The sequence below is a fragment of the Flaviramulus basaltis genome (genome assembly GCF_900114265.1).
Lineage (GTDB): Bacteria > Bacteroidota > Bacteroidia > Flavobacteriales > Flavobacteriaceae > Flaviramulus > Flaviramulus basaltis.
This window is the reverse complement of record NZ_FPKV01000004.1, coordinates 241,555-264,388: the sequence shown is the minus strand read 5'-3', so window position 1 is coordinate 264,388 and position 22,834 is coordinate 241,555. Positions and strand designations below refer to the sequence as shown.

Annotated in this window: 21 protein-coding genes; 13 read left to right on the top strand and 8 right to left on the bottom strand. The window is 30.7% G+C overall.

What is annotated here, in order from left to right; translation table 11 throughout:
* The first annotated feature begins 57 nt into the window (after positions 1-57).
* The 3 genes from BT151_RS16230 to BT151_RS16220 are packed head-to-tail and all read left to right on the top strand — an operon-like array spanning position 58 to position 1,663.
* On the top strand, positions 58-630 hold the full coding sequence (locus BT151_RS16230) for an RNA polymerase sigma factor (protein ID WP_072403407.1): 573 nt from the start codon (positions 58-60) through the stop codon (positions 628-630).
* Positions 630-809, top strand: a complete 180-nt coding sequence (locus BT151_RS16225) for a hypothetical protein (protein WP_072403406.1) — start codon at positions 630-632, stop codon at positions 807-809. Before BT151_RS16230 ends, BT151_RS16225 begins: the two co-directional genes overlap by 1 nt.
* Before the next feature lie 26 nt (positions 810-835).
* A complete protein-coding gene (locus BT151_RS16220; RefSeq protein ID WP_072403405.1) occupies positions 836-1,663 on the top strand; it encodes a mechanosensitive ion channel family protein in 828 nt (275 codons plus the stop codon).
* 116 nt (positions 1,664-1,779) lie between these two features.
* Here BT151_RS16220 and BT151_RS16215 read toward each other — a convergent pair whose 3' ends face one another.
* Positions 1,780-2,124, bottom strand: coding sequence for a winged helix-turn-helix transcriptional regulator (locus BT151_RS16215; RefSeq protein WP_072403404.1), 345 nt, complete (start codon positions 2,122-2,124; stop codon positions 1,780-1,782).
* 126 nt (positions 2,125-2,250) lie between these two features.
* Between BT151_RS16215 and BT151_RS16210 the strand changes: the two genes are divergently transcribed.
* The 5 genes from BT151_RS16210 to fdhA all read left to right on the top strand — a co-directional run bounded on the left by BT151_RS16210 (position 2,251) and on the right by fdhA (position 6,794).
* Positions 2,251-3,264, top strand: a complete 1,014-nt coding sequence (locus BT151_RS16210; RefSeq protein WP_072403403.1) for a zinc-binding alcohol dehydrogenase family protein — start codon at positions 2,251-2,253, stop codon at positions 3,262-3,264.
* Positions 3,265-3,470: 206 nt separating this feature from the next.
* Entirely contained in the window at positions 3,471-4,019 is a 549-nt protein-coding gene (locus BT151_RS16205; RefSeq protein ID WP_072403402.1) for an HNH endonuclease, read from the top strand.
* Between the two features lie 153 nt (positions 4,020-4,172).
* Positions 4,173-5,012: a helix-turn-helix domain-containing protein gene (locus tag BT151_RS16200; RefSeq protein WP_072403401.1), complete on the top strand. Its 840-nt coding sequence runs from the start codon at positions 4,173-4,175 to the stop codon at positions 5,010-5,012.
* Positions 5,013-5,138: 126 nt separating this feature from the next.
* The gene (locus tag BT151_RS16195; protein WP_072403400.1) at positions 5,139-5,537 is read left to right on the top strand and encodes a GlcG/HbpS family heme-binding protein; all 399 of its coding nucleotides are present in this window, start codon (positions 5,139-5,141) and stop codon (positions 5,535-5,537) included.
* A 72-nt stretch (positions 5,538-5,609) separates the two neighbouring features.
* Positions 5,610-6,794: a formaldehyde dehydrogenase, glutathione-independent gene (fdhA, locus tag BT151_RS16190; protein ID WP_072403399.1), complete on the top strand. Its 1,185-nt coding sequence runs from the start codon at positions 5,610-5,612 to the stop codon at positions 6,792-6,794.
* Between the two features lie 165 nt (positions 6,795-6,959).
* Here fdhA and BT151_RS16185 read toward each other — a convergent pair whose 3' ends face one another.
* The 6 genes from BT151_RS16185 to BT151_RS16160 form a co-directional block, all read right to left on the bottom strand.
* Positions 6,960-7,742: a S1/P1 nuclease gene (locus BT151_RS16185; RefSeq protein WP_072403398.1), complete on the bottom strand. Its 783-nt coding sequence runs from the start codon at positions 7,740-7,742 to the stop codon at positions 6,960-6,962.
* A 637-nt stretch (positions 7,743-8,379) separates the two neighbouring features.
* A complete protein-coding gene (locus BT151_RS16180) occupies positions 8,380-8,940 on the bottom strand; it encodes a helix-turn-helix domain-containing protein (RefSeq protein WP_072403397.1) in 561 nt (186 codons plus the stop codon).
* Positions 8,941-9,377: 437 nt separating this feature from the next.
* Positions 9,378-9,731 carry a cupin domain-containing protein gene (locus BT151_RS16175; protein WP_072403396.1) on the bottom strand — a complete coding sequence of 118 codons (354 nt, stop codon included), beginning with the start codon at positions 9,729-9,731 and terminating at the stop codon, positions 9,378-9,380.
* A gap of 616 nt (positions 9,732-10,347) precedes the next feature.
* A complete protein-coding gene (locus BT151_RS16170) occupies positions 10,348-12,240 on the bottom strand; it encodes a B12-binding domain-containing radical SAM protein (protein ID WP_072403395.1) in 1,893 nt (630 codons plus the stop codon).
* Positions 12,241-12,330: 90 nt separating this feature from the next.
* Positions 12,331-13,680, bottom strand: a complete 1,350-nt coding sequence (locus tag BT151_RS16165) for a DEAD/DEAH box helicase (RefSeq protein ID WP_072403394.1) — start codon at positions 13,678-13,680, stop codon at positions 12,331-12,333.
* A gap of 45 nt (positions 13,681-13,725) precedes the next feature.
* On the bottom strand, positions 13,726-14,613 hold the full coding sequence (locus BT151_RS16160) for an aldose 1-epimerase family protein (protein WP_072403393.1): 888 nt from the start codon (positions 14,611-14,613) through the stop codon (positions 13,726-13,728).
* A gap of 82 nt (positions 14,614-14,695) precedes the next feature.
* On the opposite strand from BT151_RS16160, the gene pabB reads away from it, so the two are divergent.
* The gene (pabB, locus tag BT151_RS16155; protein WP_072403392.1) at positions 14,696-15,988 is read left to right on the top strand and encodes an aminodeoxychorismate synthase component I; all 1,293 of its coding nucleotides are present in this window, start codon (positions 14,696-14,698) and stop codon (positions 15,986-15,988) included.
* A gap of 2 nt (positions 15,989-15,990) precedes the next feature.
* Here the strand turns inward: pabB and BT151_RS16150 are convergent, their stop codons facing one another.
* Positions 15,991-16,680 carry a hypothetical protein gene (locus BT151_RS16150; RefSeq protein ID WP_072403391.1) on the bottom strand — a complete coding sequence of 230 codons (690 nt, stop codon included), beginning with the start codon at positions 16,678-16,680 and terminating at the stop codon, positions 15,991-15,993.
* A gap of 122 nt (positions 16,681-16,802) precedes the next feature.
* Between BT151_RS16150 and tilS the strand changes: the two genes are divergently transcribed.
* From tilS to BT151_RS16130, 4 genes are all read left to right on the top strand, one after another.
* Positions 16,803-18,113, top strand: a complete 1,311-nt coding sequence (gene tilS / locus BT151_RS16145; RefSeq protein ID WP_072403390.1) for a tRNA lysidine(34) synthetase TilS — start codon at positions 16,803-16,805, stop codon at positions 18,111-18,113.
* Between the two features lies 1 nt (position 18,114).
* A complete protein-coding gene (gene ade / locus BT151_RS16140; RefSeq protein WP_072403389.1) occupies positions 18,115-19,737 on the top strand; it encodes an adenine deaminase in 1,623 nt (540 codons plus the stop codon).
* A 211-nt stretch (positions 19,738-19,948) separates the two neighbouring features.
* A complete protein-coding gene (locus tag BT151_RS16135) occupies positions 19,949-21,415 on the top strand; it encodes a CoA-acylating methylmalonate-semialdehyde dehydrogenase (protein ID WP_072403388.1) in 1,467 nt (488 codons plus the stop codon).
* An 88-nt stretch (positions 21,416-21,503) separates the two neighbouring features.
* Positions 21,504-22,832, top strand: coding sequence for an aminotransferase class III-fold pyridoxal phosphate-dependent enzyme (locus BT151_RS16130; RefSeq protein ID WP_072403387.1), 1,329 nt, complete (start codon positions 21,504-21,506; stop codon positions 22,830-22,832).
* The last annotated feature ends 2 nt before the right edge of the window (positions 22,833-22,834 follow it).

The window sequence follows — 22,834 nt, the reverse complement described above, 5'->3', positions numbered from 1 at the left end:
TTTTAAAAACTTATGTGTCTTAAAAATATCAATAACTAAACTAGCAAGAAGCTACATTTGGAAACCCTCAATAAAATTAATAAACAAACAGACGAAGATCTGATAAAATCCATAGTAAGTAATAATGATACATTGCTTTTTGAGATCTTATATGATAGGTATTCTATGCTAGTTTATAATAAGTGTTATGGTTTTGCAAAAGATGAAGATGAAGCTAAAGATTTAACACAAGATGTGTTTTTAAAACTCTTTGTTAAATTAGCTAGTTTTAAAGGCAAGTCTAAATTTTCAACATGGTTATATGCATTTACATACAACCATTGTGTAAATTATGTAACAAGAAATACGGCTAAAAAAATTGAAAAACAATCTGTAGATTATACAGATATAGAAAACCTTTCTGAAGATGAAGACGATAATAGTTTTCTAAACATGAAGGTAGATAAATTGAAAGAAGCTTTAGAGCTTATTTCGCCAGATGAGAAAATGATTTTGCTATTAAAATATCAAGATAATTTATCAATTAAAGAAATTGAAAGTGTTTTAGATATTGGCGAAAGTGCTGTTAAAATGAGAATTAAACGTGCAAAAGATAAGCTTGTAATTGTTTATAATGAAAGTCATAACTAATGGAGAATCCCTTCAAACATATAAACCAACCACTTAAAGAAGTTCCACAAGAACTTAAGTCTAAGGTTATGAATGATATTGCCATGGCAAAACTCATAATGGAATTAGCTGCCTTATTTTCATATAATATTGGAGATATTATTGAAACAGTAATGAAAAGTAGAAAAGACAAAAAATAAAAATAGACCCTAACAAATATAAAATCATGGAAAAAGCAACAGAATGGAAAGACATTGCCATGGAATCTTTAAAATCAATGTGGTTTGAGATAACAAAAATATTTCCAAGCATTATAGGAACCTTAATAGTCTTAGTTATTGGTTGGCTATTAACTAAAGTAGTAGTTAGAATTATAAAAAAGGCTTTAAAATTAGCTAAGGCGAATAAATTAGATGATACATTAAACGAAATTGAGATTATTGAAGGTAAAAAGCTAAACTTTGATACGATCAAGATTGTTTCAAACTTCGTGAAATGGATTATGTATATCATGCTAATTATTATGGCTGCAGATATTATGAAATTACACATGATATCTGAGCAAATTAGTAACCTGCTAGGTTATTTACCAAGATTATTTGCTGCTTTAGTCATATTTACGATAGGATTAGTTTTAGCTAACGTTATAAAAAAGGGCTTAAAATCATTTTTTGAATCTATGGATTTATCAGGAGCAAAATTGATAAGTCAAGTCGTGTTTTTTCTAATACTAATATTTGTTTCTATAACGGCATTAAATCAAGCTGGAGTCGATACCGAGATTATTACTAGTAACCTCACTTTAATTCTTTCCGCTTTTTTGTTAGCATTTGCTTTAGCTTTAGGTTTAGGAGCTCAAAAAGTAGTAGGCGATTTGTTAAGAACTTTTTATACTAGAAAAACATATGAAATAGGACAGAAAATAGAGTTTAATAATATTAAAGGTGAAGTGGAATCTATAGATGGTATAACAGTTACTTTAAAAACTGAAAAAGGAAAATTAATAGTACCCATTAAAGATATTGTAGAGAGTCAAGTAAGTATTCAGGATTAACTTTAAGTTAGGGTTAAAATTTGGTTGGTTAATTTCTGTTTACAGAAAGCCTCTCTACATCATTACAGCAATCCCTTTTCATTAATTTGAAAGGGGATTTTTTTGTTTATAAACCATTAACTATTAGTTTCTGCATAATTCTCAACAACAAAATTTCCCCAATCTGCAATAGATTTTAAAAGAGGTATAAGTGTTTTTCCAAAATCGGTTAGCGAATACACAACTTTTAAAGGTGGTTTTGAAGTGTATACTTTTCGTTTAACAACGCCATCTTCTTCCAAAGTTTTAAGCTGTAAACTTAATGTGCGTTCTGTAACACCATCAATTTGTTTTTTTAATTCATTATACCTTAAAGGTTTTTCTATAAGATGAAATAAAATAACTGTTTTCCATTTTCCTCCAATAATACCCATGGTAACACTTGTGCAACAGGGGTATTGCTTACCTTTTATTGTATGCATATACTTCTTTTTAAAGTAAAAAAACGACTATCCTTTTTGACCGTTATTGTCTAACAACAAAACTATACTTATTTTTGCTACTATAAAAATTATAGTATAAATTATTAAATATAAATTCAAGAAAGAATGAAAGCAATAGGATTCAAAGAATCATTACCAATTACAGAAGAAAACAGTTTTATTGAGTTTGAAACAGAAATACCAATGCCTTCAGAATATGATTTGTTGGTTAAAATTTCAGCAATTTCAGTTAACCCAGTAGATTATAAGATTAGAGAGAGTGCTGCAAAAGACACTGTTTTAGAAACACCAAAAGTTATTGGTTGGGATGCCGTTGGAGTAGTGGAAGCTGTTGGAGATAAAACATCAAAATTTAAAGTAGGTGATGAGGTGTTTTATGCAGGAGATCTTACTAAAAGTGGAAGCAATGCAGAATACCAATTAATTGATGAGCGTATTGTAGGACGTAAACCTAAAAATTTAAGTATTGCAGAATCTGCAGCAATGCCGCTAACAGGATTAACAGCTTATGAGTCTCTTTTTGAGCGTGTTAAAATAAATCCAGAAAAAGATAAAGGAAAAACTGTTTTGTTTTTAGCTGGTGCAGGAGGAGTTGGTTCGATAGCTATTCAATTAGCTAAAAAAATAGGAAACCTTACTGTTATTGCAACTGCTTCTCGTCCAGATTCTATACAATGGTGTAAAGATATGGGTGCAGACTTTGTTGTAAATCATCATAATTTAAAAGAAGAACTTGAAAAAATAGGACATAGCCAAGTTAATTATATTATGGATTTTGTCGATTTAGAAGGCTATTGGGAAACTATGGCAGAAATTATAAAACCTCAAGGTCATATCGTTTCTATAACAGCAAGTAGCAAACCACTAAATTTAAATATATTAAAAAGCAAGAGTGTTACTTTTTATTGGGAATTAATGTACACACGTTCTATGTTTGCGACCGACGATATGGAAAGACAACATCAAATTTTAAATCATATTTCAGATTTATTGGATGATGGAACACTTAAATCCACATTAACAACTACTTTAAAAGGATTTACGGCTGAAAACCTTAAAGAAGCTCACAGAATGCAAGAATCTGGAAAAACTATTGGAAAAACAGTTATTCAGTATTAGAAAAATGAAATAATTAAGTTTAATAACGATTATAAAAAGTGGCGATTTAGGTTTTAACTTAAATCGCTATTTTATTTATTATTTCAAAGTAATTTATTATATTATCTGTTGACTCATTATGTAAAAAAAAACTAGTTTAGCCTATAATAATCTAATTATAGAAATCTTATATATACTGGTGTTACCCAACATTAAAAAAAATAAAAATGATACGAAATTATTGGAATGAAAAATGGAAAGAAGTAGAATTTGATGACAATATTTCTGAAAATGAAAAGTTCAAAATATCAAATTATGGAAGAGTTATAAACTGTAAAACCGAAAATGAATTCCTAGTAAAACAATACTATATAAACGGTTATCAAAATTTACCTCTCAAACAAAAAAAGAATGGAAAATTAACAAGTAGATATGTGCATAAACTTGTTGCAGAGCATTTTCTTGAAAAGAAAGATGGTATTTGTGTAATTCACATAAATTATGACAAAACCGACAATCGAATTGAAAACCTTAAATGGGCAACAAAAAAAGAAAAGGAAATTCATCAGTTCAGTAATCCTGAATTCAAAAATATTGTACGTAAAAGACCGTGGAATACAAAACTGACAGAAACAAAAGTAAAACTCATAAAACGAAAAATAAATGACCCAAACCGAAGAACACGACTAAAAATGATTGCTAAACAATTCGGCATTTCCGAAATGCAACTTTACCGAATAAAAACAGGAGAGAATTGGAGCTCTGTAACGGAATAAAAAATATTGGGTAGCAACTTGATAATTAATTGTTTCTAGCCTACATGGAAATTGCTTCAGAATTTTCTCAGGTTCGTTCCATTTTTATAAATTAGTTGCTTAACTACACAACTAAGAATACACATTAGCATTAATTAAACCTAAAAAATTTATATGCCAATTGAAAACATTCCAGAAATTTACATAAAGGACAAGAAAAAGAGTCCCGACTTATTCGTTTACGATTATAAAATGACGAGTGATGTTGTTAAAGGAAAGGTAAATTTAGGAATGAATATGTTTAGCTTTTTACAAGTTGGCAAAAAGCATGTGCACTTTGCAGGAACATCTGTTGCTGTGAATAAAGAGCAATCATTAGTACTTAAAAAAGGAAATTGGCTATGGACGGAGTTATTAGATACAAATGCTATATATTACTGTAAACTCTTCTTTTTTTCTGAAAAGATATTAAACGAATTTTTAGAAAAGCACTCAAAAAACAAGCAGATAGTAAAGGAAGAAATTCCATATTTTATAATTCGGAATGATGCATATATTACTTCATATTTAAATTCATTATCGGCTATAAGTGAGGTTCCAAAAGCTTCAATAGAAAATTTACTTGCTGTAAAATTTGAAGAACTGTTGCTTTATTTAATTAATAAATACGGCAGTACTTTTGAACTCTATCTTCAATCATTAATTGTTAACGAAACTTCAACTTTCAAAAAAATTATTGAAAGCAAAATACATTCCAACTTAAAACTAGAGGAAATAGCCTTTTTATGTAATATGAGTTTATCGACTTTTAAACGGTATTTTATAAGCGAGTATAAAGATTCTCCTGGAAAATGGTTAAAAGATAAACGACTTGAAAAAGCAAAAAAAATTTTAGAACAAGGCGAATTCAAACCTTCAGATATCTATTTTGATTTTGGTTATAATAATCTTTCAAATTTTAGTGTTGCCTTCAAAAATAAATTCGGATTTAATCCAAGCCAAATTTCCAAATAATTCATCTCTTATACTTTAGCTCTAAAGTTGACCTTTTTTCAATAGTTCTTGACCTGTATTGATAACTATAAAAAGTAACTCTCCTCGTAATTTTATATCATAATTAAAAAAACTAAATAGGAAATTATGAATATTACATTATCACAAGCAGAAAAAATAATAAGCGTAGCAAAAGCAAAATCTATTGAAATTGATACAAAAATGAATATTGCTGTTGTAGATGCAGGAGCAAATTTAGTCGCTTTTGGTCGTATGGATGGCGCTTGGTTAGGCTCATTAGACATATCTATTAAAAAAGCGAAAACAGCTCGTTATTTTGATATGAATACAGGAATAATTGGAGGTTTATCTCAACCAGGAGGTTCATTATACAATATAGAACATTCAAATAACGGACTTATTACATTCCCAGGAGGTGTTCCAATTAAAAACGCAGCAGGCGATATTATTGGAGCTATTGGAGTAAGTGGAAGTTCGGTAGAAAACGACCACACCGTTGCAGAAGCTGGTGCGTCTGCCATCTAAATTCATGAAATTATTCAATAGGGTTATTCACATTTGAATAGCCCTTTTTTAACAACTTTAAAATTTAAAAAAATGGCAACAAATAGAGGAATTGTCTACATCAAACCAGGTGTAGTAGAAGTACAAGATATAAGTTACCCTAAGCTTGCTTTGGGTGATAGAAAGTGTCATCATGGCGTTATTTTAAAAGTGGTTGCAACTAATATATGTGGTAGCGATCAGCACATGGTTCGAGGGAGAACAACAGCGCCTTCAGGACTTATTTTAGGTCATGAAATTACAGGTACAGTTATAGAAAAAGGAAGAGATGTAGAATTTATGGATATTGGCGATTTAGTGTCAGTGCCATTTAACATTGCTTGCGGTCGTTGTAGAAACTGTAAAGAACAACAAACCGGTATTTGTGAAAACGTAAATGATGCCAGACCAGGAGCAGCTTATGGTTACGTTGATATGGGCGGATGGATTGGAGGACAATCGGAATACGTTATGGTGCCTTATGCAGATTTCAATTTATTGAAAATTCCTAACAAGGATGCCGCTATGGAAAAAATTAGAGACCTAACGTTATTATCAGATATACTTCCAACAGGTTATCATGGAGCTGTTACAGCGGGCGTTAAACCAGGATCTACCGTTTATGTTGCAGGTGCAGGACCAGTTGGGTTAGCTTGTGCAGCATCTTGTCATTTATTAGGTGCCGCAGTTGTAATTGTTGGCGATATGATTCCAGAACGTTTGGCACAAGCCAGAAGTTTTGGTTGTGAAACGGTCGATTTAAGAAAAGACGCGACTTTAGGCCAGCAAATAGAACAAATTTTAGGTATTCCTGAAGTAGATTGTACGGTAGATTGTGTTGGTTTTGAAGCTAAAGGACATGGCGCTAATGCAGAAGAACAACCAGCAACCGTATTAAATGATGCGATGACGGTTACAAGAGCTGGTGGTGGTATTGGTATTCCAGGATTATATGTAACTGGAGATCCAGGAGCAAAAACTGAAGCAGCCAAAGAAGGAAGCTTAAGTGTTCGTTTTGGTTTAGGATGGGCAAAATCTCATCATTTTCATACAGGTCAAGCTCCAGTTATGGAATACAACCGAAATTTGATGCAAGCTATTATGCATGATAAAATTAAAATTGCTGATGCTGTAAATGTGCAAGTGATTACTTTAGACGAAGGTCCACAAGGCTATGCAGATTTTGATAGTGGTGTTGCTAAAAAATTCGTTATCAATCCGCATGGTATGGTTTATTAATAGCGTAAATTTTAAATAGTTGTTGTTAAAATTTTAAACAAAGTATTTTATAACTCTTTATAAGGGAAAAGGTTAATTGTACTAAGTATTAATAGCAATGTAAAAAAGCGATTTAAGTTTTAACTTAAATCGCTTTTTCTTTTTTAATACTATTTTTTTTTCTTTTTAAAACAAATCATTTAAAACTTTAGCTAGCCTAATTCCAGCAATTTGTAATTGGCTTCTAACCGTTTTAAAATTGTCGTAAGAGTATTTATATCTTAAATTTTCGTCTGGTGTTGCCGATTTGTAAACCAGTTTAGATAACTCATGTGTTTCGTTTACCCAATCTACAACACTACCTTCTTGTATAGCTTTTACTTGTTTTTTTGTTAAAACATCAGCGTTTTCGGCTAGTTCGTTATAACTCATATCAAAATCTTCAATCATTTCAGAATCCCATACACGATGTAAATTAGAATCTTTATAAAACCATTGTACTTTAAAATCGTTACCACCTTTATCTTCTTCTAAACCAATATGCATAGGTTGGTGTAAATCGCCAACTAAGTGTATTAAAAGCTTTAAATAAAAGCCTTTATCATCATCGGTTGCATTTTCATCTTTTATAACACTTTTACAAAATTCTATACCCGTTACTAAATCACCTTTAGGGTTCTTTTTAGAGGTTTCGTAGTTTTCATCAAAAGGCATGTTTATGTAATGCCACGTATAAAACTCGTTATAACGTTTGTCAGATTTTATTTCATCTGCAAATGTAGAAACAAAGGCTAAAGATTGTCTTTTTAAAAGTTTTTTAACTTCCCTTTTAGCTTTTCCACATAAATAGTCGTCGGCAATTTTTCCAACAACACGATGCCCAGTTGCACCCCAAAAATCATAAGAAGTATCTACGGTTTTAGGTGTTATAAATAATAGAGCAATTAAGTAAATAGATAGTGTTTTCATATTGCAAATTTATGAATTACTTTATTAGAATTTAACTATAATTTATAGTTAACAAAAGTTTAATGTTTAGACCTTTCTGTAAAGTAGAAATCTCTTTTAAGTGTTTTTTTTACAAGTGTTTAAATGTATTTATAAGTTTGATGTAAATTCTTATTTTTAATATTTAAATTTAATTAGCAAAAACTCTTTAGGATTTTCTATTTATTTTTTATGTGTTTAAAACAATAACAAGTAATATATAAACACCTTGTTCGCAATATTTACCTTTCTTGAAATAAGGCTATATAATTCTAAAAGTTATATATAAGAAGAGAAAAACATCTGCACAATTAAAAAAGGATTTAAATAGAACAAATATTTATAAAATAAGAAAAAGCAGAGTTTAGAATCTGCTTTTTCTTTTTAAAACCAAATAAGATTAAAGGTTCCTCATTTGGACTCTCTCTTAACTAATTAATTTCCCTTAAATTAATTAGACTTAATTATTTGATATAAAGGTAATTAAGAAATAATAAATTAATTTACATACTTATTGGATAGATTTACATAAATCACAGATTTTGATTATGTTAAAAAAGAATTGTTTACTAAATGATTCGTTTTTTTAGTTTAAGCGCAGTTTAATCAATAACTGTTGTTAAAGGTTTTCTAAATTATTCTTTCTTTTCTTTCCTATTTTTTTATAGTAAGAAGGCGTATGTCCTGTTACTTTTTTAAATTGATAAGATAAATGACCAACACTGCTGTAATGTAATATATGAGATATTTCGGTGAGATTTAATTGGTCATAAAGTATAAGTTCCTTGGCTCTTTCAATCTTATGTTTTATAATGAAATGTTGTATAGTTATTCCTTTAACCTCAGAAAATAAGTTGGAAAGATATGTGTAGTCATAGCTAAGTTTTTCACTTATATATTCGGAATAGTTCACTTTTGGCACTTCATCTGTATAATGAATCATTTCTATAATAACATTTTTTATTCTGTCAATAAGAATGTTCCTTTTATCATCAAGTAATTCTAAACCAGAAGTTGCTAAATTACTTTTTAATTCTCTCTTTTTTTGTTCATTAATAGTTTCTAAAATTTCAATCACACCAAGGTCAATTCTAGTATAATGTAGGCCAAGTCTTTCTAACTCTTGCTTCACCAAAAGTTTACATCTCAAACTTACCATATACTTTATATATAGTTTCATGTGATAGTTTTTATTGGATATACAGTTTTAATAGATTAGAGGTTAAAATTATGCCTGTAATTTTATTTTGATTGTAATTAATTGTTTGAGAGTTTACAACTATATTACAAAATGTTATGTGTTTATGAAGTAGTTTGGAATTATACATTACGATGAATATCTATTTAACTAAAAAACCTTTTAAAAAGAAGACTTTAAACTTATTTAATTCTTAATGCTACCGCACCTCACAAAAAACATTGTGTGTTTTATTTTTTTTCGATAAAGCTTAATTTGCTTTCAAATTTGAAATTGATTTTTTTTAGTATATAACTTTTTAAATGTCTTTTATATGTATGTATAAGATACAATAATATTTTATTAAGTGAAGTTTAAAACTTCATATAAAAGTTAAATAAATAAGATTTTTTAAATTATAATGGGTTAAAAATCAATAACTAATCAAATTCTTCATAACCGCTTTTTATTACGGTTGATATCATCTTAAATTGTTCGTTGGCTGTAAAGTGGTGTGATTGGTTACCAGGAATAATAAGACCTTCACCAAGACTTAGTTGGTATTCTTTTTTGTTAATAGTAAGATTCGCAGTACCATCTATAATTTGAATATACGTATCAAAAGGAGATATTTTTTCTGGTAGTTCTTCACCAGTGTCAAATGACACAGCTGTAATATTCCCACTAATTTTTTTGATAATAGTCTTACTCACCACTGCATTAGGCAAATATTCTATGATTTCTACAATAATATGGGGAATTGCTTTCTCCATTTCAAAGCCATTTTTTTTCATAGTATATTTGTCTTATATATTAATAATATGTACTATTCTATACTAATGTGTGCATACTATTTATACATTAGATCTAAAGCAAGGTAATTTTATTTTATGATTATATTGGTATTTAAAATGAGTTTTTTAAGATATGCGAAACGTTTGCAATTTTTACTCCTCTATAATTAAATGTTTTCAGTATGAACTACATCTTTTAAATCGATAAATAAATAATCAAAAAAAAAGCAGACATTTAAGTCTGCTTTCAAAATGCTAGTTTAGAATATTCTTAAGGATTTTTCTAACTAACTAACTACTAACCAAACACTTTAAAGATAATTATAAAATTATAAATTTAATTACACCTTTATTGGATTGATTTACATAAATCACTGATTTCAACTATTAAATAAAGTGTAATTTGCTTATTTATAAACATTTAGAACTAAAGTTTGTAACTTTTGCTGTAGTGTTTAATTACTTGTTATTCTTAATGTTAATTTTAGTACTAGGTTTTATATTTATTAGAATATAAAAAGCTGACCTTAAAAATAAATATAGTAAGAGAACAATTAACTTATTCCAAATAATTGGCATCTATTGGTATTATATTTAAACCCTTTTTTAAAGGCAACTATAATTGAGTTGGTGTTACCTTTTGACTAGTAATTTCAGATAAAAAACTTTCGATTAGGTCTTTAGAATGTTTGGTTGGAGGAATAGGGAAGTCGAACCAGTTTTGCAATGCTTCTTCAAACCCTGCTTTATTTAAATAGTTATGTAATGCAAGGTTTAACCCTTTTGTGTATTTAGTATGATCGGCTCCTTGAGAATCTTCGTGATATAAATCGTTTTGAGCAAAACCTTCAAAAACAGGTCCAGTTATTTTTATTCCAAATGCTTCTGGGTTCTTACCAATTGGACTATGAATAGTTGTTGTGAATTGGTGCCAAAATGCAGACTGAATACAGTTTTTCTCAAATAATTGCCTTACAACCTCGAGAGAGTCTATAGTTTCTTGTTCTGTTTCGGTGGGAAATCCATACATAAGATACGCATGAACCATGATGTTGTTTTCAGAAAAATGATGCGTTACTCTAGTCACTTGTGCAATATCAACGCCTTTTTTCATCTTAGATAATAATCTGTCTGAGGCGACTTCTAAACCACCCGTTACAGCAATACATCCCGATTTTGCCATGAGCTCGCATAATTCAAAATCGAATGTTTTCTCGAATCGAATGTTCGTCCACCAAGAAATGGTTACGTTTCTTTCAATTAATGCATAAGATAAAGCTCTTAACATTTTAGGCGGAGCTGCTTCATCTACAAAATGAAAACCAGTAATGCCTGTGTCTTTTATTATTTTCTCAATTTTATCTACTAAATCGGCTGCTGTCGTATTTTGGTAATTGCCAATATAATCTAAACTCACATCGCAAAACGAACATTGTTTCCAATAACACCCATGAGAAATAGTGAGTTTATTCCATCTAGCATCCGTCCACATACGGTGCATGGGGTTTACAACATCTAGAAAAGACACATATTTATTAAACGGTAATCCTGAATAATTTGGTGCAGGTAAGTTTTTATGATGGTAAATGGTGTTTGGAATTTTATCCTTGTAAACCACTTGTTTGTTTTCTAGTACAAAGGTTCTTTCCAGTTCATTTACAGTAACCTTATTTTCAAGATAGTTAACTATTTTTAGTAAAGGACCTTCACCATCATCCAATGATATAAAATCGACAAATTCAAAAATTCTTGAATCTTTAAGAGAGCGTAACTCTGTGTTACAGTAACCTCCGCCAAAGGCTATATGAATGCTAGGAAAAAGCTGTTTAATAAACTGAGAACAGCGTAAAGCAGCAAATAAATTTCCTGGAAAAGGAATTGTAAAGCAAACTAAATTAGGCGTATGGTTTTCAATTTGAGCAACTAGAATATCTAGCATTTTCTCTTCAATGAGGGTAGCTTGGTAACTTAAAAATTCATCTAAATCATCAAAACTACTTGCTGAAGTCGCAATTTGTTCGGCATATCGCGTAAATGCAAAAAACTCATCAACATTCGCTTGAATAAAATCGCCTATTTCTTCAATAAAAAGTGTGGCATGATGCTTTGCTTTGTCTATAACGCCAGCATCACCAAGTTCCCATTTTATTTTGGTATTAACTTTCGATAATCGATGTCCTAGTGGTAAGAAATTAGGGTCTAATATTTTGTTTGCCGTTTTAATATCCTGTTTTTGAAGAAATCCAATAACCAAATCAACACTTGAAATGTACTGGGTTTTCATTTTACAAACCTCGGGATAATGATAATTCTCCAATTCCTCAGCTTCTTGAAATACAGAACGCAGAAAATCACTAGTAAAAATGGACGTAAACAGCTCAATACTTAAATCGCAATGATGAACAGATATTTCATGTTCTTCCAGAAACCCTTTTAGATAAGCAGTTGCCGGATAAGCGGTGTTTAACTGAGTAAACGGTGGCGTAATAAAAAGGATTTTGGATTGCATAATGCAAAGATAGAATTCTCTACAAAGAAATGGATTGAATTAGCACTCTTTTATAAATTCTTGAACCGATAAGCTTAATGATAGCTATTACTATTTCTTATTCCGTTTGTTGTAATTTTTATCGCCTCTTGTTTTAGGCTTCTTGTACTTAGCAGCAATTTTAAATTTATAAGAACCACCTAAATTTTCTTTGGAGTTTTTGTCAGATTTGTCATGAAACGCTGGTCCGGGAGCATCTTCATCTTTAAGTTTAGTAGGATTGTAATGTTCTTTTATTTGCGGACGTTCTTCTTCAATAAGTTCTGTAGAAATCTCAACAGATTCAGGAATGTCTAAAAACGGAATTGGCATTTGCATTAATGTTTCAATGCGCTCTATGGCTTCTTGTTCTTTTTTAGTAGAAAAAATAAGCGCTTCCCCTTTGCGTTCTGCACGACCTGTTCTACCAATACGATGCATGTAGTTTTCTGGGTAATCTGGTGTATCAAAATTTATAACATGCGATATATTATCAATATCTAAACCACGTGCCATAACATCGGTAGCCACTAAAATTCGGTTTTCGCCTGCTCTAAATTGCTCAATGCTACGTAAACGGTAATTTTGTGTTTTATTGGAGTGAATTACGCATAATTCTTCTTTAAAATGTTCGTCTAACTTCTCAAACAAACGGTCTGCCATTCGTTTATAAGCTACAAAAATTAAAACTTTATTAAACTTTTCGGTGTCGTTTAATATATGCGTTAACAGATTAACTTTCGTATAAAAATTAGGCACATTGTAACGCGATTGTTCAATGTTTTCGAGCGGTGTTCCAGATACAGCAATAGATACGCGTTCTGGACTTTTAAAAAACTCATTTATTAAAACATCTACATCTTGCGTCATTGTTGCCGAAAACATAATGTTTTGGCGTTTTGGAGGAAGGATATCAAAAATGTTAATAAGTTGGTGTTTAAAGCCTAAATCTAGCATCACATCAACTTCATCAATCACTAATTTTTGAATGGATTTTAATTGTAAAACACGACTTACTGCTAAATCGTAAAGCCTTCCAGGTGTTGCTACTAAAATATCAATACCTTCAGCTATAGCTTTTTTTTGTGTATTAATATTAGTGCCACCGTAAACACCTAAAACCCTATTGTTTATATATTTTGAAAGCTTTTCAATCTCTTCAACGACTTGAACGACCAATTCTCGTGTAGGTACAAGAACTAAAACACGCGGGTTTTCTTGCGTAGAAAATTTTAAATTTTTTAAAATAGGCAGCATATAACCAAAGGTTTTACCAGTACCTGTTTGTGCTATACCAACCATGTCTTTACCAGAACTCACCACATTAAAAGCTTCCGCTTGAATGGGTGTTGGTGTTGTAAACCCTAAATCGTTTAAGGCGTTGTAAAGAGGCGTATTTAAATTTAAGTCGTTAAAAGTCACAGTGTGCTATTTTGCTGGCAAAGTTAAGCTTATTATTCTATTTTACTATAAATGGCTATTATCAATTTCAATAGTATATGCCGCTTTAAAGGTTTTACCAGCTTCTAATGTTATAATCCCTTCTTTATCTTTTATGTTTTGATTAGTAGTTTCACTATCGGCAATGCCTAACCATGGTTCTATACAAACATAATCGCCACTTGGTTTTGCCCAAATACCTAAATATTTAAAATCTGGGTAACTTACTGTTAAGATATTACCAAGGTGTTCACTTTTTAAACTTACTTTTCTAGATTTTATGTCTTTAAAAACTAAAGCATCTTCATTAAATAAATCATGCTTTAAATGGATTTTATTTGAATTATTAAAAACGTTTTTCGTGTTAGATGAAATAAGCCCATTTTCCATGTTTATTAAATGATTTTTAGAGTTTTCAACAAGTTCAAATTCTAAAAAATAATCTTCATAGTTTTCATTTTTAAAAACGGGGCATTTAAATGCAGGGTGTCCGCCAACTGAAAAATATATAGGTTTTGTGTCGCAGTTTTTTACGGTGTGTAAAACTTCTATCATATTATCTGTAAGTGTGTAAGTAATATAAAATTCAAATTTAAAAGGATATATTTTTAATAAAGCATTATTGTAAACCAGTTTAAAAGTTAAACTATTTTTAGTTTGTTCGTGCAGAATAATGTCTTTGTTATGTCTAGTAAAACCATGCTTTTGAAGCGAGTATGTTCCACCTTCATAATTATAAGTGTCTTCTTTTAATGCGCCAATAATAGGAAACAAATTGGGAGCATAACTACCCCAAATATCAGGATCTGCATGCCACATAAATTGAGTGTTATTTTTTGTTGAAGAAATTTCACAAAGTTCGGCTCCTGCTTTTTTAACTGTTATTTTAAGTTTACTATTTTGTAATGTATGCATGCTAGGTGTATATTTAAACTAATGTACAAAAATCTTAATTTTTTAAGTATTCTAAGTAACTTTGCTTCGAAATTCTTTTTTATTGAGAACAAAACATATTCATAGTCTTAAAAACACCAAATTATTTAAAAATCAATTACTGATTTGGGCGCAGCAATTTGATGACGTTGTTTGGTTAGATTCTAATAATTACTCTCAAAAATACGCTAATTACGATGCCGTTTTAGCGGTTGATGCCTTTACAAGTATTCAAACCGATTATTACCAAAGTTTTGAAAAATTAAAGGAATATCAAACTCTTACTAACGATTGGATTTTTGGTTATTTAACCTACGATTTAAAAAATGATGTAGAAGATTTAAAGTCCAGTAATTTTGATGGTTTAGGATTTCCAGATTTATATTTTTTTCAACCTAAAAAGCTGTTTTTAATAAAAGATAATCAAGTTGAAATTCAATATTTAAAGGGTGTTAAAGATGAACTTGAAGATGATTTAAAAAAGATTAATAATTACGATGAATTACAAAGTAGTAACCAATCAAATGATATTAAAATAAAACTTCGCATTCACAAAGATGAATACTTCGAAAAAGTGAATAATATGTTGGCTCATATACACAGAGGTGATATTTATGAAGCTAATTTTTGTCAGGAGTTTTATGCTGAAGATACAGATATAAACCCATTAGAAACTTATACTAAACTTAATGCGATTTCAAACCCGCCTTTTGCTACGTTTTTTAAGTATTACGATAAGTATTTATTATCGGCTTCACCAGAGCGTTATTTAAAAAAGGAAAAAGAAACCATTATTTCACAACCTATAAAAGGTACTGCAAAACGATCAAGTAATTTAGAAGAAGATGAGTTGCTAAAATCAAATTTATTAAATGATGAAAAGGAGCGTAGTGAGAATATTATGATTGTAGATTTGGTGCGAAACGATCTATCTAAAACAGCTATAAAAGGAAGTATAAAGGTTGAGGAGTTATGCAAGATTTATACGTTTGACCAAGTGCATCAAATGATATCGACCGTGACTTCAAAAATTAAAGAAACCACACATCCTGTTGATGTCATAAAAAGTACATTCCCAATGGGAAGCATGACGGGTGCTCCTAAAATTTCAGCAATGAAAATTATTGAAAATTTAGAAGAAACAAAGCGCGGACTCTACTCTGGTTCTGTTGGGTATTTTTCACCAAAAGGCGATTTTGATTTTAACGTCGTTATTAGAAGTATACTCTATAATGAAACAAAAAAGTACGTTTCTTACTCTGTTGGCGGTGCTATTACATCAAAAAGTAATCCTTTACAAGAGTATGAGGAATGCCTTGTTAAAGCAAAAGCCATGCGAACGGTTTTAGAAAACTAGGTTTATATATTATTTTTTAAAGCCTCTATAGAAAGTGTTAATATACGTGTTACTCGATTAGTTTCAATGTTTTTTACTTTTGCTATTTCGTCATAATCTAATCTTCCAAATACAAAAAGGTCGACAATATCAGATACTCTAAACGGTAGAGCTGAATAGAATTTACCGAGTAATTTTTTATTATCAATAGATGATAGATCATTAATTTCAAAGGCATTAAGTATAGATTTATCATCTTCGTCATATAAGAATAAATGTTTGTGTTTATTTCCCTGTTTGTATGAAATATCATTTAATTCTTCATTCATTATAAAATCAAAACCTTGGTCAATAGTATATTTTTCTTCTAAACCTTTTAATTCCTCTTTCAAAATTGAATCTGTACTAGTCGTTTTTTGATGAAAAGCTTCTCTTTTAAAAAGTTCATCTAAATTGGCATCAACAGTTTTAAAAAGTTTTAGTTTAATAGCCATGGCGTCCATATCTATATCATAACCATTTTCATAAAATTCAACAATACCTTCATCTATTAAATCGCTAGATGTATACATGTTTTTAGGAATTATGCCTGTAGATTCTGCAATATAGAGCCTGTGTTTTACATAGGTTTGCAAATGTTGTGTAGCAGAAACTACTTTTTTATCAAAAGCAGTTTGAGTAACTTTATCGGTTAATTTTTCAAGTGTGCACATAATAAAAGATATTAAATTAATATTCTAAAGTTACAAAATCTATAACATTAGTTTATGATAATTGTCATTTCATATTAAAGTTAGATGCTTAATTCAATAGGCAAAGTTGTATATTTGAAAACATGCTAGACAAACTTGAAAAACATATTAAAAACCATCTTCCTTTCTTAAATGAAAGCAGGTTTCTTATTGCCATTTCTGGAGGTATTGATAGCGTGGTTTTAACATACTTATGTCATAAAATAGGCTTAAAGTTCTCTTTAGTTCATTGTAATTTTAATTTACGTGGAAAAGAAAGTGATGGAGATGAAGATTTTATATTACAATTAGCAGAAGACTTAGATTTAGAAGTTTTTATTGAAAATTTTGATACCGAAAAATATGCTAAAGACAACAAACGATCCATTCAAATGGCAGCTCGTGAATTGAGATATGCATGGTTTGAAGAGTTAGCTGAACAATTAAAATTCGATTACATTTTAACAGCACATCATGCTGATGATAATCTAGAAACATTTTTAATCAATTTTACTCGCGGCACAGGATTGGAAGGTTTAACAGGAATCCCCGAAGTTAATGGGAAATTTGTGAGACCGCTTTTACCATTTTCACGAGGAGATATTAAAAACTATGCTAAAGAATATAATATAGAATGGCGAGACGATAGTAGTAATACATCAAAAAAGTATTTGCGAAACAAACTAAGGTATGATGTCGTTCCTATTTTAAAAGAAATTAACCCTAGCTTACTACAAAGTTTTCAATCAACATTAAATAATTTACAAGACACAACCAGTATTGTAGATGATAGCATTGATGCCTTTTTAAATAAAACTATAGAAAGTATAAGTGATAACGAAGTTAAATTTAAAATTTCAGATTTTAAAGAAGTCGATAATCCAAAAGCCTATGCATATGAGGTTTTTAAAGATTTTGGATTTACAGAATGGAACGATGTTGTCGATTTATTAGATGCTGAAACTGGTAAATTAGTGTTGTCACAAACCCATCGTTTAATTAAAAACAGGGAGCATTTATTGTTAAGTGGTTTAAATTCTGAAGAAAACAAGATTTTATACATTTTAGAAACAGATAAAAAGACAGAAACACCATTTGGAACGTTATTTTTTGATGAAGCTGATGCTATTTTCGGAAAACGAACAAATTTGATTCACATTGATAAAGAAAAATTAAAATACCCATTAATACTGCGAAAATGGAAAGAAGGTGATGTGTTTTATCCTATAGGAATGAGTGGTAAAAAGAAAGTAAGTAAGTATTTTAAAGACGAAAAATTATCACTTTTAGATAAAGAAAATACATGGTTACTTTGTTCTGAAGACGATATTATTTGGGTAGTAAATAGACGTGCAGATAATAGGTTTAAAGTCATTGAAACCACAAAACAAATTTTAAAAATAGAATTAAAATAATTTGAAACTACAAGGACAAATAGTTGATATAGAAAATAAACGTGTTTACAAAGGTGAAATTACTTTTGAAAACGGAAAAATTCAATCTATTCAAGAAAAAGAGCATGATATAAACCATTATATTCTTCCTGGGTTTGTAGATGCCCACATTCATATAGAAAGCTCTATGTTGGTGCCAAGTGAGTTTGCAAAACTAGCCGTTAAGCATGGTACTGTAGCAACAGTTTCAGATCCTCATGAAATTGCGAATGTATTGGGTGTTGTAGGTGTAGAATTTATGATTGAAAACGGCAAAAAAGTACCTTTTAAATTCAATTTTGGCGCGCCATCTTGTGTTCCTGCAACAACCTTTGAATCTGCTGGAGCTGTTATAAATTCAGATGATATTAAAACGCTTCTTGAAAATCCAGATATTAAGTATTTAGCAGAAATGATGAATTACCCAGGCGTATTGTTTGATGATGCTGAGGTTATGAAAAAAATAGCTTGGTCAAAACACTACAATAAACCTATTGATGGTCATGCACCAGGCTTAAGAGGTGAAGACGTAACAAAATATATAAATGCTGGAATCTCAACAGATCATGAGTGTTTTACTTTTGATGAAGGTTTAGAAAAACTTCAAAAGGGCATGAAAGTTTTAATAAGAGAGGGTAGTGCCGCCAAAAACTTTGAAGCTTTAATCGATTTACTTCCAGAGCATTTTGAAAACATGATGTTTTGTAGCGATGATAAACATCCAGACGATTTAATAATAGATCATATTAATAAATTATGCGCCAGAGCAATTGTAAAAAATATTGATATTTTTAAAGTCTTGCAAGTCGCATGTATAAACCCTGTGAAGCATTATAATTTAGATGTTGGTTTGTTAAAAGTAGGTGATTTTGCAGATTTTATTGTAGTTGAAGATTTAAAAGATTTTAAAGCCCTTCAAACGTATATTGATGGTGAGTTGGTATTTGATAATGGAAAATCATTCATTGAAACTGTTTCATTTAAAAATTTAAATAATTTCAACTGTAATAAAAAACAGGCTTCAGATTTTAGGTTTGAATCTTCATCAAAAAAAATAAGAGTTATTGAAGCTTTAGAAGGGCAATTAGTCACCAATGAAATTGTTGAAGACACTTTAATTATAGATGGGAATTTAGTTTCTAATACAGAAACAGATATTTTAAAAATGGCAGTAGTTAATCGTTATAATAATGATGCTCCAGCTATAGCATTTATCAAAAATTTTGGATTAAAAGAAGGTGCTATTGCTAGTTCTGTAGGACACGATTCTCATAATATTATTGTTGTAGGTGTGTCTGATGAAGTTATTTGTAAAGCAGTTAATGTATTAATTGAAAACAAGGGTGGTATTTGCGCAGTTTCCAATTCCGAAGAAAAAAATGTACCACTTCCTGTTGCAGGAATTATGAGTGATAAAGATGGCGAAACTGTTGGAAAACAATATGCAGAACTTGATAAAATGGCAAAGCAACTAGGTAGTACTTTACATGCACCTTATATGACTTTATCGTTTATGGCATTATTAGTAATTCCATCACTTAAATTGAGTGATAAAGGATTATTTAATGGCACTGATTTTAAATTCACATCTCTTGAAGTTAAATAAGGCATAGCTTCATTATTCTTAATTTAAGAATTTAACAAATTCTTTATTGTATATATTCCATATTAACATAAATACCTTATTTAACAAGTATGAAAGACTGTTAGTGATTAATATTTGTTATATTTGAGTTTGGGCTAGATGAAATTAGTAGTTTTTACTGGTTTTAGAAGTCCTCTTCTTTATTTATAAAAAATCTAAATCAACAGATCTGATGAATACAAATGATACACTTTCCGAAGTGAAAAACTACATCGACGGCCAATTTGAACGAAATGGCCAAAACTCAATGAACGTATTTAGTCCGTTAGATGGATCAATAATATCAACGCTTCCTTTATCAACAAATTCAGATGTAGATAAAGCTGTACAAGCAGCTAAAAAAGCCTATCCTTCTTGGTCGTCAAAAACATTAAAAGAAAGAGTTCAGGTGTTTTTTAAATACAGAAATTTGTTAGAACAAAATATGGATGAACTTACTAAGTTGGTTCGTCTAGAAAATGGTAAAACTTATAGTGAGGCAAAAGCTGAGGTTGAAAAGAGTATGGAATTATGTGAGTTTGCAGTCTCAATGCCTCAAATAGTGGTTAATGAAGTTCAAGAAGTAAGTAAAGGTGTAGAATGTAGAATTGAGCGTAAACCTTTAGGTGTAGTAGCTTCTATTGCTCCTTTTAACTTTCCCAATATGGTGCCACATTGGACTATTCCTAATGCTCTGGTTTTAGGGAATACAATGGTAATGAAACCTTCAGAATTAGTGCCATTAAGTACTGTAAGGATTGCTGAATTATTAAAAGAAGCTGGACTTCCAGATGGCGTTTTTAATTTAGTAAATGGAGGTAAGGAAGTTGTTGAAGCTATTTGCGACCATCCAGACATTCAAGCAGTATCTTTTGTAGGTTCTACTAAGGTTGCAAAACTTGTATATAAAAGAGCAACATCAAATCTTAAAAGATGTGTGGCTTTAGGAGGAGCAAAAAACCATTTAATCGTTTTGCCAGATGCTCACGAGGAAATGACAGCATCTAATGTTTTGGCGTCAATGGCTGGTTGTGCTGGTCAGCGTTGTATGGCAGCTTCGGTTATGGTTGGAGTAGATAATGTTCAGCATATTATTGATCGAATGGTAGAAGAAGCTAAAGCTCTTGTTCCTGGAGATAATTTAGGTTCTGTTATTACGGCTGAATCTAAAGCACGAATTGAAGGTTATATAGCAGAAGCTGAAGCAAATGGGGCAAAGATTTTAGTAGATGGTAGAAATGTAACAGTTTTAGGAAAAGAAGGTGGTTATTATGTTGGACCAACAATTATAGATTATGTAACTACAGATATGTCGGTCGCTAGAGAAGAAATATTTGGTCCTGTAATTTCTATTATTAGAGCTAAGGATTTAGATGAAGCCATAGAAATAGAAAATGGTTCTAACTATGGTAATGCAGCTGCCGTGTTCACACAAAGTGGTGGACTGGCGAAGCAAGTTATGGATAGAGCAAGTGCAGGAATGATTGGTGTTAATATTGGTGTACCTGTACCTCGTGAACCATTCTCATTTGGTGGTTGGAACGAATCTAAATTTGGAGTAGGAGATATCACTGGAAGAAGTTCTATAGAGTTCTGGACTCAAAACAAAAAGACAACCATTAAGTGGAATCCAGAAGCAAAAACCAACTGGATGAGTTAAGTAGGTACAATATTTTAATTGTAAATCAGTATTTGGAAACTCATTAATCAAAAATCAACTAATCCACTACAATATTTTAGTAATTCAAATGGATAACATTATAAAAAATAACCTTGACTACACATTATTCTCGTGGTCTAAACAAAGTGGCTTAAATCCAATTAATGCATCACACGCAAAAGGATCTTACATATATGATAGAGATGGTAAAAAATACTTAGATTTCTCATCGCAATTAATGAATGTAAATATTGGTCACGGAAATCAACGCATTACAGAAGCTGTTGCAAAACAAATGCAGGAATTAAGTTATGTGTATCCAGGAATGGCAACCGATGTTCGTGGAAGACTTGGAAAAAAAATTGCAGAACTCACACCTGGAAATTTAACAAAATCATTTTTTACTTTAGGAGGTGCTGAAGCTATAGAAAATGCTATTAAGTTAGCTAGAATCTACACAGGAAGACATAAAATCATTTCCCATTATAGATCTTATCACGGCGCAACCTATGGAGCAGCATCTGTTGGTGGAGACCCAAGAAAATTTGCTATTGATAGTCAGGCAATGCCAAATGTAGTCCACGTTGAGAATCCTTATGCATATCGTTGTCCTTGGAATTCATCTTCTATTGAAGAATGTGGAGAACGTGCTTTAGCACATCTGGAAAGGGTGATTAATTTTGAAAACCCAGACAGTGTCGCTGCGATTCTCTTTGAAGGGGAATCAGGTTCTTCCGGATGCATAAAATATCCACCAATGTATTTTAAAAAGGTTAGAGAAATCTGTGATAAATACGGAATTTTATTAATAGATGATGAAACAATGAGTGGTTTTGGTAGAACAGGAAAAATGTTTGGGATAGATCATCATAATGTAACGCCAGATATTATGGTTATGGCTAAAGGCTTAACTTCTGGTTATTTGCCATTAGGAGCAATGGTTGTGACCGATACAATTGCCAATTATTTTAATGACAATCCATTGGCGTTAGGACTTACATACTCTGCACATCCAGTGTCTTGTGCGGCAGCTTTAGAGAATTTAAAAATTATTGAAGAAGAAGGCTTGGTAGACAAGGCAGCTAAAATGGGACTTTACATTGAAGCTGAAGTTGAAAAGTTGAAAGCAAAACATCCATCCATAGGAGATTTTAGAAATACAGGATTATTAGGATGCATTGAATTAGTGAAAAACAAAGAAACAAAAGAACCTACAACACCTTGGAATGCTAAGCCACAAGATATGGAAGCTACAAACAAAATGGCAGCTAAAATAAGGGAACTTGGTATGTTCACATTTGTTCGTTGGAACTGGATTTTTATTGCACCACCTCTAAATGTTAGCAAGGAAGAAGTAGATGAAGGATTACAAATAATTTCACAAGCAATCTCAATTGCTGATCAATACTGCAATTAGCC

Coding starts and splice junctions, on each gene's coding strand:
- BT151_RS16220 (WP_072403405.1), top strand. CDS start 836: ATGGAAAAAGCAACAGAATGGAAAGACATTGCCATGGAATCTTTAAAA.
- tilS (WP_072403390.1), top strand. CDS start 16,803: ATGCTAGACAAACTTGAAAAACATATTAAAAACCATCTTCCTTTCTTA.
- BT151_RS16180 (WP_072403397.1), bottom strand. CDS start 8,940: ATGAAACTATATATAAAGTATATGGTAAGTTTGAGATGTAAACTTTTG.
- BT151_RS16185 (WP_072403398.1), bottom strand. CDS start 7,742: ATGAAAACACTATCTATTTACTTAATTGCTCTATTATTTATAACACCT.
- BT151_RS16175 (WP_072403396.1), bottom strand. CDS start 9,731: ATGAAAAAAAATGGCTTTGAAATGGAGAAAGCAATTCCCCATATTATT.
- BT151_RS16130 (WP_072403387.1), top strand. CDS start 21,504: ATGGATAACATTATAAAAAATAACCTTGACTACACATTATTCTCGTGG.
- BT151_RS16225 (WP_072403406.1), top strand. CDS start 630: ATGGAGAATCCCTTCAAACATATAAACCAACCACTTAAAGAAGTTCCA.
- BT151_RS16195 (WP_072403400.1), top strand. CDS start 5,139: ATGAATATTACATTATCACAAGCAGAAAAAATAATAAGCGTAGCAAAA.
- fdhA (WP_072403399.1), top strand. CDS start 5,610: ATGGCAACAAATAGAGGAATTGTCTACATCAAACCAGGTGTAGTAGAA.
- BT151_RS16205 (WP_072403402.1), top strand. CDS start 3,471: ATGATACGAAATTATTGGAATGAAAAATGGAAAGAAGTAGAATTTGAT.
- BT151_RS16210 (WP_072403403.1), top strand. CDS start 2,251: ATGAAAGCAATAGGATTCAAAGAATCATTACCAATTACAGAAGAAAAC.
- BT151_RS16215 (WP_072403404.1), bottom strand. CDS start 2,124: ATGCATACAATAAAAGGTAAGCAATACCCCTGTTGCACAAGTGTTACC.
- BT151_RS16170 (WP_072403395.1), bottom strand. CDS start 12,240: ATGCAATCCAAAATCCTTTTTATTACGCCACCGTTTACTCAGTTAAAC.
- BT151_RS16135 (WP_072403388.1), top strand. CDS start 19,949: ATGAATACAAATGATACACTTTCCGAAGTGAAAAACTACATCGACGGC.
- BT151_RS16200 (WP_072403401.1), top strand. CDS start 4,173: ATGCCAATTGAAAACATTCCAGAAATTTACATAAAGGACAAGAAAAAG.
- BT151_RS16160 (WP_072403393.1), bottom strand. CDS start 14,613: ATGCATACATTACAAAATAGTAAACTTAAAATAACAGTTAAAAAAGCA.
- BT151_RS16150 (WP_072403391.1), bottom strand. CDS start 16,680: ATGTGCACACTTGAAAAATTAACCGATAAAGTTACTCAAACTGCTTTT.